The sequence below is a fragment of the Campylobacter majalis genome, from assembly GCF_905120465.1.
GTDB classification, from domain to species: Bacteria; Campylobacterota; Campylobacteria; order Campylobacterales; family Campylobacteraceae; genus Campylobacter_A; species Campylobacter_A majalis.
In genome coordinates this window covers 47,911-63,034 of record NZ_CAJHOF010000004.1, presented here as the reverse complement: position 1 = coordinate 63,034, position 15,124 = coordinate 47,911, and the positions used below count along the sequence as shown (strand labels likewise).

Here is a 15,124-nt window from a genome sequence, read left to right as displayed (position 1 = left end):
AATAGGCAAAATTTTATAAGGTTAAAAATGAGCATCAAAATACACGTTTTGCATACTGGTGATGTTTGCGTCTCTCCAGATCTTCCTTTTGGTGGCGAAAATTTTACAAAAAAGAAATTTTTTGGCATTTTTACACCAAAACACAAACGCATTTGGTTACCCGTTTTTTCATACTATATCGAACACCCAAAGGGCAAAATTTTAATCGACACTGGTTGGCACAGAAACATGAGTCCAGATGGAGTATTTGACAAATCAGCACAGATAAAATCGCTAGGCTCTCGTCTATTATACATGATAAATCAAGGCGTTATTCAAAATGGAAAAGCCATACACGAGCAACTACAAGCCTTAGGAGTGCAACCGTCTGAACTTGATTATGTCATATTAACGCATTTAGATTGTGATCATGTAAGTGGCTTAGAGCATGTAAAAGACGCAAAGAAAATTTTAGTCTCAGCTGATGAGCTACAATGTGCTAAAAAACACTCATTTGTGCGTTACCAAAAAAAGTGGTGGGACAAGATAAATATAACTGAGTTTGACTGGAACGATGCACTAGGTCCATCGAATAAATCATATGATTTATTTCGTGATAGAAGTGTTGAGTTAATCGCAATACCAGGACATACCGATGGGATGTTTGCTGTAAAAATTACAAATAGTGAGAAAAAATACGTATTGTTTGTAAGTGATGGTGCTTACTCATATAAATCATGGCAAAATATGCTTCTTTCTGGCATTGCACTAAACAGAACAGAGCAAAGGCTGTCTTTAGAATGGATAAAAGCACAAAGCGAAAATCCGTATTGTATTAAAATTTTTGCAACACATGATAAATCAGTAGAGCCTGGTAAATTTGAGTTTTAAGGGATAATATGAAAATAAATATAAATGGATTTGATTTTGATATAGATGTTAATACAACTCATGCTTTAATGGATAAATTTAACGAAAAAGATAGTGAAATTTCAAAATTTTTATCAAAACACGAGCTTGAAAATGCGGATATATTTATACTAAATGGCTTTGCGGTTAAAACCGATGAGATACTGAAAAATGGCGATAAAATAACTCTTATAAAACGCGGAGTAATGCCTGAGCGTGAGATATTAAAAACGATGATTGAGGCTAGAAACTCGCCTGAATTAAATCAAGCCTTAAATAGTGCTTGTATCGGCGTGGCAGGGCTTGGCGGACTTGGGTCAAACATAGCTTTAAGCCTAGCAAGGGTTGGCGTAGCTAAACTTGTGTTGGTTGATTTTGATATAGTTGAGCCAAGCAACTTAAATCGTCAGCAATATTTTGTGCGTCACATAGGTATGCAAAAAACCAAAGCCTTAAAATCACTAATAGCTGATGTTAATCCATTTGTTGAAGTAATCACGCATGATTTGTATCTTGATAGCTCAAATGTGGCTACGGTTTTTAAAGAGTGTAGTATAATTTGCGAGGCTTTTGATAACGTGGCTAGTAAAAGCATGATTATAAACGAAGCTGGTGCGAGTTTGGCTAATAAGCAAATTATTGGTGCTTCAGGCATGGCTGGATACCATAGTAGCAATGAAATAAAAACTATGAAATTTGCAAAAAATGTCTATTTGGCTGGTGATTTTAAAAATGAAGCCAAAATCGGACAAGGACTTATGGCTCCACGCGTAGCAATATGTGCAAATCACGAAGCAAATCTAGCACTTAGACTTTTAATGAAGCTTGATGTTTAGCACTTTAATTTATAATAAGCAAGGCTACAAAATTAAATTTTGGCTATCTTTAACGTAGTAAATTTATCACTTGTTGGCCTTAAAATAACTTTTATATGTTTTATTGATAAGATGGATGTTGTTGTTGGTTTTTAACTTCGCTTCGCTCGTTACAAGATGATAACTCAAATCATCATTTATCATGAGTAAAATAAATAAATTTTGCAATCAAACTACAATAAATTAGTTATTTTTTAGCTCTTTTTCATAAAGTTTTGCTTCTTTTAAAAATGCATAAAAGGCATTTATATTTGCTGTTATAAAACCTTTTTTGCCATCATAAAATGAACGCCTAAGAATATAAGATTTAAAAAAAACAAGTGGATAAATAAATAAAAGCTTTAAAAATGAAAATTTTTTAGTTTTTTGTTCGGCTCTTAGGCTTGAATAGTTGTTGTTTTTCATTACTAGCTCGTGAATAAATTTATCACTAAAATGATGTATTGTGCCATTAGCACGTTTTATTTTGCCATTTGAAATTTCAACCTGAGCATGAACCCCCATATTTTTGTATTGGGCATTTTGCTTTTTAAAAAACCTAATATGTGTATTTTTTCGCACTTTATCATTACAAATTTTACCCAGACTATACTCATGAAATGGTATATCAAGAGCAACATACTCATCTTGCAACATAAATCGCTCTATTTCATTTTTTAGCTGAGGAGACACCTCTTCATCAGCATCGATGTTTAGTATCCATTCGTTTGTGCATTGCGCTAAAGCATAAGCTTTTTGCACTCCTTCGCCTTCCCATTTTTTATACATTACCTTATGCGTATATTCTTTAGCGATACTTACAGTATCATCAGTGCTACCACTATCAACTACGATAATTTCATCAAAGTCTTTAACGGCTTGTAATGCACGTCTTATGTGCTTTTGTTCGTTTAGGCATATCATATAAACAGACGCTTTTATCATAGCTTGTTCCTTATTTTATTAAATTTTAACCAAAAGTCAAAAAAGCTTTCACGCCCAAGCACTCCTATGCGCTTTATCTGAAATTTATCATCGCCATTCTTATATACGCCACGCTTTACTATAACGGCATTTTCATATCCTGCATCCTTTGCCAAACGCACAATATCATCGTTATATTTACCATATGGATAGGCAAAAGTTGTGCATTCTTCTCCTGTTATGCTCTTGATAGCTTGTTTAGACCGCACTAGTTCGTCTTTAACCACCTCAATACTAGCTCGTTCTAGGTTTAAATGTGACATTGTGTGCGAACCAAACTCAATAAGACCGCTTTTTTGCATGGCTAAAATTTGCTCTTGGTTTAACATATTTGAAATATGTTTGGTGTTTTTGTGCTCCCAATGGTTTGTTTTTTGATTTGGCACTAGATAGATAGTGGCTTTAAAATTGTATTTTTTTAAAATTTCAAAAGCATTGGTGAAATTATCACCATATCCATCATCAAATGTGATAGCAATAGACTTTAAAGGTAAAATTTCAAATTTTGTAAGCTCACTAATAGTATAGCTTGTAAAACCATTTTTTGCCATCCATGCCACTTGTTTTTCAAATTCATCTGGCTTTACGCGCCATTTGTCAAATTTATCGCCTTTGTGCGTGTTGATACTGTGATACATCAACACTCTTGCATGTTTAAAGCTTTCACTTTTTCGCCACCAATTATACCGAAGCGAAATCGCTGTTATAATAATTGCTATAAAAAAATACGCCCAAATCATTTTAATAGCTCCTGATACGCATTTATATATTTTTGTGTCATTTTTTCTATACTAAACTCATCTTTCATCTTTTTTACTTTAGCAAAAATTTCTTTGTATTTGTTGTAATTTGCATAAATCTCATTTAGTTTAAAAGCTAACGCTTGTTCTGAGCTTTCAAAAATTAACTCTTTTGGTAAAATTTGCGAACAAATTCCAGTATTTGTCGAAATAAGAAGTGGCGAATAATAAACTCCATCAATCGCAGTCAAGCCATAAGGCTCAAAAATAGAAGCAATAATTTGCACATCAGCACTAGCTAAATAATCTTGTAAATTATCGACAAATCCTACTATATCGATTTGTTTTTCAAGCCCCAATTCTTTTATTAAATTTCGTAGCTCTTGTTCTTGCTCACCTTGTCCAAATAGACTGATTTTAAAATCAAAATCAAGCATAAGAGCCGCTTTTATGATGGTTTGCATCCCTTTGACAGGCGAAAGTCTGGCGGCTGAAACTATGTGAAATTTATCTATTTTTTTGACAGGATTTACCTTTTTTTCATACATTCCATTTTTGATAATAATCGATCCGTCTTTTAAAATCTCTTTTGTATCTTCTAATATCGCCACGCATAAATCAGCTTTTTTATATCGTTTTTTAGCTCGTAAAGTATGCTTTGTGGCGACAATAGGGATCTTTTTAGACATAAAAATTCTTGCATTATACATCACTTCTAGCTCTTTTGTATTGTGACAGTGTATGATATCAGGACTTATTTTTTTTAAAATTTTTGCAATTTTATATAAAAAAAATGGATTATAGCGATTTTTTTCAAAATCTAATTTTACTATATTAACTTCATGATTTACGTATTTTGAAATTTCAGCCTTACTAAGCAAATAGACATCGTGATTTTTTGACATTTCATTACACAAATCCACGCAAACTTTCTCAGTTCCAGCAAATTGCACCCAGTGAAGTGTATGCAAAATTTTCATATCTGCTCTCCATCTTGATATATCAAATCACTCCATTCATACGCTTCGCTTAAGGGTGTGTTTGTTAAAATTTCTATCATAAATTTACTAACTCTTTTTGCATTTGCGATTTTTAGGGCTTTATTTCGCCCTGCATTTGCGATTGATTTAAATTTGTTATTGGCTAAATAGTGTTTAATTTTATCAAAGCAATCTTGTGGCGAATTAAAATACACTATCTCTTTTTCATCGTTAAAAAATCTCTCAAAACCTTTTATATATGGACTAAAAGTGCAAATCCCACACCCCATAAATTGAGCCATTCTATCACTAGCTCCTAAAAACTTATCCGCTTCGTTTGCATTTAACCCATCATCTCTATTAAAATTTATCGCTATTTTTGCCTGATTGATAACTTTATGAAAATCATCGCCAAAAACCGCCGCATTGCCAAGACTGGCGTAAATTTTATGATTTATGCCATTTTGTTTGCAAAACTCATCTAAAAGCAAAGCAAATTTATGTCTAACATCTTCTTTGTAATCCCTTGCTATATAAACAACATCTGTCGTTTTAGACGCATCATAACGCTTATCAAATGCCTCATCTGAGATATTTGGAATAAAAGTAAATTTTGCATTAGGATGATTTTTGCTAAGCATACTAAGTGGTTTAGCATTTGCATAAAAAAACACATCAATTTCATGCAATTTCTCAAAAAAAGATGAAGTTTCTTCTAAATGATCGACATACCATTGAGCAATTTTGATATTTGGCAAGGTTTTTTTAATAGTTTTTAATGTTTGTATATTTATCTTTTCGGCTTTAGCTAAAAGCAAAACATCTGCTTTTAAATTTTTACAAATTTGCACAAGTTTTTCATTCATTTTTTTTAAGCCGCTATTTTTTATCTTTAAAAATCTTAAATTTCTCTCCCAATCTCGATAACTAAAATCATAAACAAAATGTCCGTTTTGTATAAGTCCGTGCGAAATTTTTCTCTCCATGCCATAAAAGAAATTTCCATTATCATACTCATTAAAAATAGCACAATGCACAATTTTAAGGCTCATTGAAGCTCCTTATAATAATCTTTTAATTCACAAATATAACGATCTAGGCTAAGCAAATTCTCTTGTTTTTTGGCAAATTCTTTAAATTCTAAGCTGTAGTTTTCATAGTTTTTATAAATTTCGTCTAACTTTTTGCTTAAATTTTCATGAGTTGTTAAAAATTTATTATCCAGTATCTCTGCTATACTACCAATATGAACTGAAACAAGTGCGTTTGCATAAAAAATGCCCTCTATTAAAACATTTGGAAAGCCCTCACTTCTAGAGGCTATGACTTGCAAATTTGCACCCTTTAAAATATTAAAAGTATCATTTCTAAATCCAAGCAAAAAAACCCTATCTGTTAAGTTTAGTTTTTGTATTAAAAGCTGCAAATTCTCTCTTTCGCAACCTTCACCGACAATATAGAGCCTAAATTCAAATTCTACATTTGCAAGTGCATTTATAAGCAGATCAAAGCCCTTTATTTTATCAAGCCTGCCAACGCTTACTATGCTAAATTTATCGCTTAAAATTTCAGGTTTAATGTCTTGCTTTTCATGCCCAAAGTATATAATTTTAGAGCTATTTTTGATGGTCTTAGCAACCTCTTTTGAAACGGCTATGACATTTTTTATTTGGTTAAAAATTTTGCCTTTTCTTACATTATGTTTAGTTGCAACAAATTTTTTGTTTAAAATTTTATTAAGTAGATAAAAAATCTGTGTTGCTTTGGCACCATGAGTGTGAATTAACTCATAATTTTTAGCTATTTTAGCGATTTGTAGATATAAAAATGGATTGTAGCGTTTATCAAAGCTTTGATACTCGTAAATTTTAACATTTTTGTTAAGTTTGTTTTTGTATTCGCAATTTTTTGGCACAATAAGTGCTACTTCGTTGGTTTTTGATAGCTCATTTAGGCTTTTTACTATGATATTTTCGATACCACCAAAGATAGATGAACAGCTAAAATAGCATATTTTCATCTAGCTCTGCCTTTTTTTATTTTTAAGATAAAATTTAACATTCCACTTCGTCCGCTTATCATAATGCGTGGAATTTCATTATTTTCATAACTTGATTTTAACACATCATTTTGCGTTGTAGTGGCAAATTTATAGTGTTTTTTAGCCAAGATTAGAGAAATTTGATCATAAAATCCAAACGGATAAGCAAAGCTTTCGCATCTTATGTTAAATTTGTTTTCAATTTCATTTTTTGACGCTAGTAGCTCATTTTCTTGCTCTTCTTGGCTTAATTTTGGCAAATTTACATGATTTAGAGTGTGTGAGCCGATCTCAATTAGTCCGCTTTCAAGCAAGATTTTGACATCATCATCACTTAGCATTTTTTCAGCATTTAACTCAGGGCTTGATTTGTTTAGGTCCTTATCACTAGCCCAGTTATTGTCAAGGCGGTTGCAAACTATAAAAATAGTGGCTTTAAAACCATATTTTTTTAGAAGTGGCAAGGCGTTTATTAGATTGTCTTTATAGCCATCATCAAATGTTAAAATTACTGATTTTTCTGGTAAATCGCTTGAAATTTCATTCATAAAATAGCTTTTAAAGCCATTTTTCTTAAGCCAAATAAGCTGTTTTTCAAACTCTGTTGGCTCTACTCTAAGACGGTTAAATTTACTTTTATTTTTTGGTAAATGCTTACTTATCATGTGATACATCAAAACACGTGGGTATTTAAAGTCGATATTTTTACGCCACCATTTAAATCTAATGGAAAAAATAATAAAGCCAATCAAAAATGTAAAAAACAGCAAATAAATCATAATATTGCTCTATCTTTTAATGCTATAAAACTTAAAATAACGATGTAATTTAATATCTCTTTTGTACTAAAAATACCATAATCAAACTGGCATATCACAAAAAAGAAAGCAAAAAGGCTTAAAATTTTTATATTTTTTGTTTTTAAAAGATGTAAAAATATATAAAAATTTAATCCCATAAATGCACAAAATCCAAAAATTCCAGTCGTATATAGTAGCTCCATTATCATATTATGCGGTGCTGAATAGTTTGTGTTTAACAAATATGGTGCATTTGGAACAAATTTAAACGTGTCGCCCCAGCCAAAAAATGGTTGCTTTAAAAACATCTCAAAACTATATTGCCAAATGCCAAATCTATGACTTGACTCACCTTGTGTAAGCTGCGTAAAGCGATGCTGAAAACTATCTGAAATAAAGAAAAAAGCACAAATAACAAGTACTATAAAAATAGCCGATAATACATACTCTTTTTTTATATTTTTGAAATTTAACAATGCATAAAATATTACTAAAAAACTACTTGCTACCCAAGCCGATCTAGAAAATGAAAAGATAATCAAAAATACAAAAATAGCCATGAGTATATTTTTGGTTAAGCTGTTTTTCATATAAATAAATATAAATGCAAACCCAGTTGCCATTGCTAAACCAAAGCCATTTCTGTTGCGTAAAAACCCATGAAGTCCGTGTTGTGAGCTATCATTAAATATTATATTTTGATAATTTATAACCAGTTCATAAAGTCCGCTAGTAGCCATAAAACAAGATGCGATTATGCAAACATATATCAAAATTTTATAATCAAACTCATAAATTTTATAAAAATAGCAAAGCACAAAAAGCACTACCGCATATCTAAACACAAAACTCACTACACTATGCCAAGCTTTTGGCGCTAAAAACTCAAAATTTAATATATTTGATATGCATAAACTCGCACAAATTAAAACAAAAAAGCCTAAAAAATATTTTAAATTTTTTAAAATATCATAAACTTTTTTGTAATTTTTATTATAAAGCACATGAAATATAAATAAAACTTCTAAAAGCACCCAAGATACTTGATAAATAGCATTATCAAACGGCAACGATACACACCAAAGAATCAAAGAAAATAAAAATAAAAGTTGAAAATTTGGCACTGCTTTAAGTTTGTCTTTTAGATTTTGTAAAAATAATATTTTTTCCGCAATAATCATATTAACCCCCTGTAAATTTCATACGTCTGCTTTGTCATTTTCTCAAGCGTAAATGTGCTTGAGATATAATCAAATCCATTAAATTTTAATTTACTAGCAAGAACTATCTTACTTGCTAATTCATCTGCATCAAGCGGATCAAAAAAATACCCATTTTCGCCATCTTTTATGATGTCTTTTACTCCGCCGTGATTACTCGCTACAACTGGTGTATTAAGCGCTAGTGCTTCAGCTACACTTCTGCCAAAGCTTTCAGGTTTTAGCGAAGCACTCACAACAACATCGCTTAGCTTATAAACCCCAGCTACATCGCCGACACTACCTAAAAACTGCACTTCATCGCTAAGTCCAAGCTCATCTTTTAAAGCTTTTAGTCTTTGAAAATACTCATTTTTTTTGGGATGCACTCCACCTGCGATTAAAATTTTAATGCCTAGTTTTTGCTTTAAAATCACAGCCGATTTTAGCAAAGTTTCTATATTTTTACCATGCGTTATGCGACCCACACAGCTTATAACAAGCTCATTTTTTAGACTATATTTAGATCTTAGCTCTTCTTTGCTTGGTAGCTTTAAAGGATTGAAATTTACTAAATCCACACCGCGAAATATCACGCTGATTTTGCTATCATCTGCATTAAAATGCCTTTTTATATGCTCTTTTACAGCGTTGCTTACGCAAATTATCCTATTGGCATTACACATGATATGGCTATAAAAATTTGGCGAGTTTAGTCCGTGAACTGTGCTTACGACTTTAAAATTTAGTCCAATCTTAGCAAATTTTATAAGCCAAGCAGGGATGCGACTTCTTACATGTACTATATCAGGAGCAATCTCTTTTAAAATTTTTCTAAGCTTAAAAACACGCGGTAAAAAAGTAAGTAAATTTTTACTATAAACATCGTATTTAACGTGCTTTACGCCATTTTTAACAAGCTCATTTTCAAGTATTCCGCCGCCACTTATTACGTATGAAATGACGTTGTATGCGTTTAACTCGCGTGTGAGTTCGATCACTCCTCGCTCAACTCCACCCTCATTTAACTCAGGCAAAATTTGCACAACTTTCATATTTTAATGCCCTTAATAAGCTCTTTTAAATCATACTTTGCCGTCTTTTTAAGGCTTTTTTTGTTTTTAGCCTCGCCCCATTTTCTAGCGTGTCCTGTGGCAATTAAAGCGTTTATAAATTGATCAAATTTATTTTTTGAATTTTTGCGTTTTAGATCGATGATGCCGATATTTGCTGTGCCATTTGCGACCGCTTCGCTTATCATGGAGACGCTATCAATACTGATAAATACCCACTCACACTGCGATAAAAAATCACCAATTGGATTTACTTGCTCTTTACTAAAAATCACGCTATATGCCCAATCAAGCTCCTGCAATGCACTCTCTATATTTTTTGGAGTGCGTGGCGATGTTGTTAATACAAACTCATATTTATTAAATTCAGCTCTGATTTTTTTAATTTGGTTTAAAATTTCATCATTCATTTCAAAGCTTTGATTTGATCCCCCTATAACAAAACCGATCGATTTACGTCCAGCTGTATAAAATCCACTTGGTTTGCAGTTTGAAATCGATACCGGCAACACAAGCTGATTGTGGCGTGGGATTGGATGGTCGTGAGAATTGGCTATGATTAGATCAAAATTTTTACGATAACCTTTTGGTAGCATTATAGCGACACTTTTTTTGCTGTATTTTTTGGCATAAAATTTAATAGCATAATACGTGCTTGATCCAGCACCAACAAAAACATCAAAATCATGAAATTTCATATCGTTAGTGATAAAAATTTTAGCTCTAATGCCTAAAAAATCAAGCAAATAGGACAAAATTTTAAAAATTTTATGCGAATATGAGACGTGGCAAATCTCATAATCATAGCCGTTTAGTTCGCAAAATGCCTTGCTTTGGTTTTCATGCCCTGCTCTAGCATCGGAAAAAATCAATGCTCTTTGTGATGAAATTTTAATCACTTTTAGTCCATTTTCCAGCGATTATGCATCCAAAACCACTGCTGTGGTGCCATTCTTACGACATCTTCAAAGATGTCATTTATCTGCTGCGTGATAGCTAGTATATCAGCGTCCTTATCGCCCTTTATCACGCTTTCATCAAATTCTCTTATGATGATTTTAAACCTGCCGTCATCCTGCCTTATCGCAAATATCGGCACAATAACAGGATTAAATTTAAGCTTTAGTGAGCCAATGGTCTTTGTTGTCATGCATTCACGCCCAAAAAACGTTGTTTTGATAGAATTTATACTTCCTGCCTTTTGATCTATCATCACGCCTACATTTTTGCCATTTTTAAGAAATTTTACCATTTTTGACATGGCGTTGTCTTTGTTTGCTAGTTCGTTACCAAAACGCTTACGAAATGGCACTGTGATGTTGGTGTCAATTAGCCTGTTGTTGCCCTCCCTGCCAATCACCACCATTTCAAATCCAGCCGCACCAAAATAGTGAGCCAAAATCTCCCAGTTGCCAAAATGTGCCGTGGTAAATAAAATTTGCCTTCCAGCTGAAATTTCTTTAAGTTTTGCCTTTGCTTCTTCGGCGTTTATTATATAGCTATCAAGTGTGCGTTTGTCATTATAAATATCTAAAATTTCCATTATGGTTTTGGCAAGTGAGTTAAAATTTGCTCTTGCTAAGATTGATGCTTCATCAAGACTTTTTCCGTAAGCTTTAATAATATTATCAATAGTTAGCTCTCTACGTGACTTTAGTGTAAAAAACAACAAATCAGATATACATTTTAATAACCACTGCATAAATCTTGATGGTAAAATTCTATGCAAAAATATAAAAAAATTTACCAAAATATATTCGATTTTTTCTTTCAAATTATACCCACTTAAATATCATTGCAAACGAATATCTTATCAAAAAAAGACTAAAAATATGCTTTTTGGTAAATTTACAGATACAATGCAAAATTTAATCCACTTAACAACTAAAACTTCACTTCCCAAGTAAATTTAAAATTCCTGCCAGGTGCGTAAAATCTTTTTATACCACGACCAGTATTTTGATCTATTAGGTTTGATGCACCAAATGCTCTAATTGATCTTGCACTATCCCAAGTGATATACTTTCTATCGGTTATGTTATACACTCCAAAACCAAAGCTAAAGTTCTTCGCCGGTCTAGCATATGCTATAGCGTCTATTACACTATACGATCCGCTTCGCCATGCCATTGTGCTATCAGTTACCTCTTTGCCATTTACCTTTATTTTCTGATTTTTTTGATCCTCCCAATACATATTATATGTATTGTCTGCTTTTTTGGCTGCTACGCTAGTGACAAACACATCTATGCCGTATTTATCGCCAGGAGTTGAGTATCCTATGGTATATACTTGCGTATTTGGCTGAAGTGCATTCATAGGTATTGTTTTATTCATTCTGCCTTTTTGATGGGTATATCTATACCCTACTCTAAATCCATCAAGACTTTTGTGTATATCGCCAAGCTCTACTCTTGAGCTTACTTCAAATCCACGCACCACGGCTTCGTCTCTATTTATATTTTGCCAAAATGGATACTTTAGCTGACTTCCTAAAACGACTGGTCTTTCTCCTTTAAAAACCATATCGATGAAATTTTCATAGTCTGTTTTAAACCAGTTAAATGTCGCAAAACTTGAGTTTTTATGAAGCGTCAGAGCTAGTTCTTTAGTCTTTGCTGTCTCTGCTTTTAGGTTTGTATTTGGCGTGATAGAAAAGCTAGGATGTTTAAATGTCATATACATCTCATCAGATGTTGGTGCGCGAAAGCCATTTGAGTATTTTACCTGCACTCTAAACCACGACAACGGATCAAGATCTACGCCAAGCGAGTAGCTGTCGTTTCTAAATTCTCTTTTTCTTAGCAAAAGGGCTAAGTTTTTACGTAGATTTTCTGTTACTTTTGGACTATTGTATTTGCAATCATCTGTTAGGTTCATAGCACAAGGCATCGGCTCAAGCACCCCTACTAATAAGCCTCTTGGTAGCTTTGATGATGAGCTCTCATCGTCGTAGTTTGGCGAGTGCGTGACCTTGTCAAAGCGGTAGTTTAGATCAAATCCTATCCAGTCAAACAACCCCCCCCCATTGATATAATCCCCCACATACAAAGATTTGTTTATTGATTTTACAGGGATTAGATATGTATCGCGTGATTCGACATTGTGTCTTACATTATAGCTATTTGCCCAGTTGTTTGGTCGTGGCAGGTATTCAAATTGATATTTATCGTTTATTGTTTGCTTATACCCAAAAAACGCCTCTTGCCACCACTGGATATTGCCCCCTGCATATCCGTCGGCATTTACCATGCTTTTTGTGCTGGTGCTATACATCGCTCCATATCGCAGACTATGCTCTGTATTTAGTAGTTCAAATTCTTTTTCAAAATCTATATTAAACTGCTTTGTATCGGTGTTTAAATCCCTATCGTTAAAGTAGTTCGTCTCATATCCAGCTGTGCCAGGTGCAACAAAAGAGAGTTCTTCTTTTTGAGTGTAGGTAAAACCATATGCTGTTTTCTGCTTGCTTTCTAACTCAAACGTGCCATACTTTTTACCATTTATATTTTTTACAGTGATTTGTTTTTCTATAAATTTATATTGTTCTGTTCCATCGGCATCCTTTTTTTGAAGTAGCTTAAATTTACTCGGACAGGTTCCACCAAAATAATCACAATTTATAAATGTGCTTTCGACGCTCCACTCTTTATAATCAACATCTTGTTTTAACTCTTGTCCGTTTAGTTTATATTTAGCTTTAGACACATAACCACTACTTGATTTCTCAGCTTCAAGCTCTTTTCCATCTTTATCTACTATCTTTGCAACGCCATTATTTGTGACTAGCTTTAATCCTTGTGGGTTTTGGATATGCTTACATTTTGGACCGCTGCAGTAATCATCCGTCCTAGCTTTGTTTTTAATCCTTTGGTTTGAGTATGATATCTTTACGCTATCCCAAAATGGTGTCGGCGTAAAGCTCTCTATGGTGTATGAGACATTTTTCCTATGTGAGCTATCGTCGTTTTTTCTCTCGCCCTCGACCTCGCTTACAGAGTATTGACTACTACCAAATCTCATAAGATATGATAGATCCTCTCCACGTGATCTAATCTTTGAATCATCTATTGCCACGCTAAACCTAAGCTCTTCAAATGGAGAAAATCCAAGTTTTACAAGTGTGCTTTTACGTGTTATTTCATATGGATCGGCTTTCTCGCGAGTTTTGCCAACAGCTGAACGATCTTCGTCGTCATTTGCATATATATCATAAAAGTAATTTTTACGCTCGTGTCCCTTTCGGTTTGTATTTATCACCATGATATCAAACCACTTAAACCTAGCAGCAGTAGTTAAGGCGGTGAAATTTTGACTGTCTACACTTTGATATCCATGTTTAAATCCAAAATAATAATCCTTATCTATTAAGTAGTCTCTAGCGTCCTTTGTCTCAAACATCACAGAACCACCCAAAGCCCCACTGCCACTCTTAATAGAATCAGCCCCCTTTGTAATGGTTGCCATTTTGACATTTTCGATCTCTACGCCATTTCTTGTGTTGTTGTAGTTTCCATATCCTTCAAATATATCTCTAAATCCTTGTGAGCTAAGAGTCTCTGCCTGGCGAAGTCCATCTATAACTATACCAACACGATTTTCATCCACACCGCGTATAGCATAGCCACTAGCACCATGTCTGCCTGCTTCTACAACACTAACACCAGTTTCATATCTAACTAAATCTCTACTATCTGCAACTTGCTGTTTATTTAATGTTTCTGCTTTTATTTTTGTGACGCCAACTTTTTTCTCTTTGACCGCTTCGTGCTCTTGATTTGCTGAAACTGTAACTTCATCGAGCGTGACATCTGTATCTTGTGCAAGTAAGATAGAGCAAAGCAATATTGATAATGAAATCTTTTTCATAAAATTCCTTAAAAATACAAAATTTATTTTATATAGTTTTGAAACTTAATATTAATATCTTTGTAAGTATTGCTAAATTTTTATTTAATATTGCTTAAATATTAGTTTTTAATTTAAAAATGTAAATTTTTATTAACAATTAAATTTTTTAAATTTAGGTTTATTTTGCTATTATCTACAATCATTTTTAAATCAAAAAGGTATATTATGGGTGCAAAAGCATGGAAATTTGGCGATAATATCGATACAGATATAATAATTGCTGCTAGATACTTAAACACATCTGATGAGAATGAATTAGCAAAACATATAATGCAGGATGTTGATCCTGATTTTACAAGCAAAATTTCACATGGTGATATTATAGTAGCTGGTGAAAATTTTGGCTGTGGAAGCAGTAGAGAACATGCTCCACTTGCTATAAAAGCCGCTGGAATCTCAGCCGTGATAGCTAAGAGTTTTGCTAGAATTTTTTATAGAAATAGCTTTAATACGGGGCTTTTAATACTTGAGTTAAAACAAACTGATGAGATAAATGAGGGCGATGAGCTAGATATAGATATAAATAGTGGCACAATAAAAAACAAAACAAGCAAAAAAGAGTATGCGTTTGCTCCGATTCCTGAGTTTATGCAAGAGCTACTAAAAAGTGGCGGCTTGATAGAATATGCAAAAAATGATTTAAGGGCTTAATAA

At 33.0% G+C, this 15,124-nt stretch carries 14 protein-coding genes; 3 read left to right on the top strand and 11 right to left on the bottom strand.

The features are described from left to right. The first annotated feature begins 27 nt into the window (after positions 1-27). Together LQU93_RS02910 and thiF are read left to right on the top strand one after the other, a co-directional pair. Positions 28-870 (top strand): N-acyl homoserine lactonase family protein, encoded by an 843-nt coding sequence (locus LQU93_RS02910; protein ID WP_229932395.1) that lies wholly within the window; start codon positions 28-30, stop codon positions 868-870. Positions 871-878: 8 nt separating this feature from the next. Continuing rightward, entirely contained in the window at positions 879-1,724 is an 846-nt protein-coding gene (gene thiF, locus LQU93_RS02905; RefSeq protein ID WP_229932394.1) for a sulfur carrier protein ThiS adenylyltransferase ThiF, read from the top strand. 222 nt (positions 1,725-1,946) lie between these two features. Here the strand turns inward: thiF and LQU93_RS02900 are convergent, their stop codons facing one another. The 11 genes from LQU93_RS02900 to LQU93_RS02850 form a co-directional block, all read right to left on the bottom strand. Then, positions 1,947-2,687, bottom strand: a complete 741-nt coding sequence (locus tag LQU93_RS02900; RefSeq protein WP_229932393.1) for a glycosyltransferase family 2 protein — start codon at positions 2,685-2,687, stop codon at positions 1,947-1,949. Continuing rightward, on the bottom strand, positions 2,684-3,466 hold the full coding sequence (locus LQU93_RS02895) for a polysaccharide deacetylase family protein (RefSeq protein ID WP_229932392.1): 783 nt from the start codon (positions 3,464-3,466) through the stop codon (positions 2,684-2,686). The genes LQU93_RS02900 and LQU93_RS02895 overlap by 4 nt, the downstream gene beginning before the upstream one ends. Then, complete coding sequence (locus tag LQU93_RS02890; RefSeq protein ID WP_229932391.1) at positions 3,463-4,446, bottom strand: glycosyltransferase; 984 nt, start codon at positions 4,444-4,446, stop codon at positions 3,463-3,465. Before LQU93_RS02890 ends, LQU93_RS02895 begins: the two co-directional genes overlap by 4 nt. After that, positions 4,443-5,498 (bottom strand): glycosyltransferase family protein, encoded by a 1,056-nt coding sequence (locus LQU93_RS02885; protein WP_229932390.1) that lies wholly within the window; start codon positions 5,496-5,498, stop codon positions 4,443-4,445. The genes LQU93_RS02890 and LQU93_RS02885 overlap by 4 nt, the downstream gene beginning before the upstream one ends. After that, complete coding sequence (locus LQU93_RS02880; RefSeq protein WP_229932389.1) at positions 5,495-6,466, bottom strand: glycosyltransferase; 972 nt, start codon at positions 6,464-6,466, stop codon at positions 5,495-5,497. The genes LQU93_RS02885 and LQU93_RS02880 overlap by 4 nt, the downstream gene beginning before the upstream one ends. Further along, a complete protein-coding gene (locus LQU93_RS02875; RefSeq protein WP_229932388.1) occupies positions 6,463-7,266 on the bottom strand; it encodes a polysaccharide deacetylase family protein in 804 nt (267 codons plus the stop codon). The genes LQU93_RS02880 and LQU93_RS02875 overlap by 4 nt, the downstream gene beginning before the upstream one ends. Further along, complete coding sequence (locus LQU93_RS02870) at positions 7,263-8,468, bottom strand: O-antigen ligase family protein (protein ID WP_229932387.1); 1,206 nt, start codon at positions 8,466-8,468, stop codon at positions 7,263-7,265. Before LQU93_RS02870 ends, LQU93_RS02875 begins: the two co-directional genes overlap by 4 nt. Then, positions 8,465-9,541, bottom strand: coding sequence for a glycosyltransferase family 4 protein (locus LQU93_RS02865; RefSeq protein ID WP_229932386.1), 1,077 nt, complete (start codon positions 9,539-9,541; stop codon positions 8,465-8,467). The genes LQU93_RS02870 and LQU93_RS02865 overlap by 4 nt, the downstream gene beginning before the upstream one ends. Next, positions 9,538-10,458 carry an ELM1/GtrOC1 family putative glycosyltransferase gene (locus LQU93_RS02860; RefSeq protein WP_229932385.1) on the bottom strand — a complete coding sequence of 307 codons (921 nt, stop codon included), beginning with the start codon at positions 10,456-10,458 and terminating at the stop codon, positions 9,538-9,540. The genes LQU93_RS02865 and LQU93_RS02860 overlap by 4 nt, the downstream gene beginning before the upstream one ends. Before the next feature lie 2 nt (positions 10,459-10,460). After that, a complete protein-coding gene (locus LQU93_RS02855) occupies positions 10,461-11,333 on the bottom strand; it encodes a lysophospholipid acyltransferase family protein (protein WP_229932384.1) in 873 nt (290 codons plus the stop codon). 110 nt (positions 11,334-11,443) lie between these two features. Beyond that, positions 11,444-14,428, bottom strand: coding sequence for a TonB-dependent hemoglobin/transferrin/lactoferrin family receptor (locus tag LQU93_RS02850; RefSeq protein WP_229932383.1), 2,985 nt, complete (start codon positions 14,426-14,428; stop codon positions 11,444-11,446). 207 nt (positions 14,429-14,635) lie between these two features. Between LQU93_RS02850 and LQU93_RS02845 the strand changes: the two genes are divergently transcribed. Continuing rightward, complete coding sequence (locus LQU93_RS02845; protein WP_229932382.1) at positions 14,636-15,121, top strand: 3-isopropylmalate dehydratase small subunit; 486 nt, start codon at positions 14,636-14,638, stop codon at positions 15,119-15,121. Positions 15,122-15,124: the final 3 nt, after the last annotated feature.

Bases quoted from the DNA above. Each gene is read 5' to 3' on its own strand.
- LQU93_RS02885 (WP_229932390.1), bottom strand. From the start codon at position 5,498: ATGAGCCTTAAAATTGTGCATTGTGCTATTTTTAATGAGTATGATAAT.
- LQU93_RS02880 (WP_229932389.1), bottom strand. From the start codon at position 6,466: ATGAAAATATGCTATTTTAGCTGTTCATCTATCTTTGGTGGTATCGAA.
- LQU93_RS02850 (WP_229932383.1), bottom strand. From the start codon at position 14,428: ATGAAAAAGATTTCATTATCAATATTGCTTTGCTCTATCTTACTTGCA.
- LQU93_RS02910 (WP_229932395.1), top strand. From the start codon at position 28: ATGAGCATCAAAATACACGTTTTGCATACTGGTGATGTTTGCGTCTCT.
- LQU93_RS02845 (WP_229932382.1), top strand. From the start codon at position 14,636: ATGGGTGCAAAAGCATGGAAATTTGGCGATAATATCGATACAGATATA.
- LQU93_RS02900 (WP_229932393.1), bottom strand. From the start codon at position 2,687: ATGATAAAAGCGTCTGTTTATATGATATGCCTAAACGAACAAAAGCAC.
- LQU93_RS02890 (WP_229932391.1), bottom strand. From the start codon at position 4,446: ATGAAAATTTTGCATACACTTCACTGGGTGCAATTTGCTGGAACTGAG.
- LQU93_RS02865 (WP_229932386.1), bottom strand. From the start codon at position 9,541: ATGAAAGTTGTGCAAATTTTGCCTGAGTTAAATGAGGGTGGAGTTGAG.
- thiF (WP_229932394.1), top strand. From the start codon at position 879: ATGAAAATAAATATAAATGGATTTGATTTTGATATAGATGTTAATACA.
- LQU93_RS02870 (WP_229932387.1), bottom strand. From the start codon at position 8,468: ATGATTATTGCGGAAAAAATATTATTTTTACAAAATCTAAAAGACAAA.
- LQU93_RS02875 (WP_229932388.1), bottom strand. From the start codon at position 7,266: ATGATTTATTTGCTGTTTTTTACATTTTTGATTGGCTTTATTATTTTT.
- LQU93_RS02895 (WP_229932392.1), bottom strand. From the start codon at position 3,466: ATGATTTGGGCGTATTTTTTTATAGCAATTATTATAACAGCGATTTCG.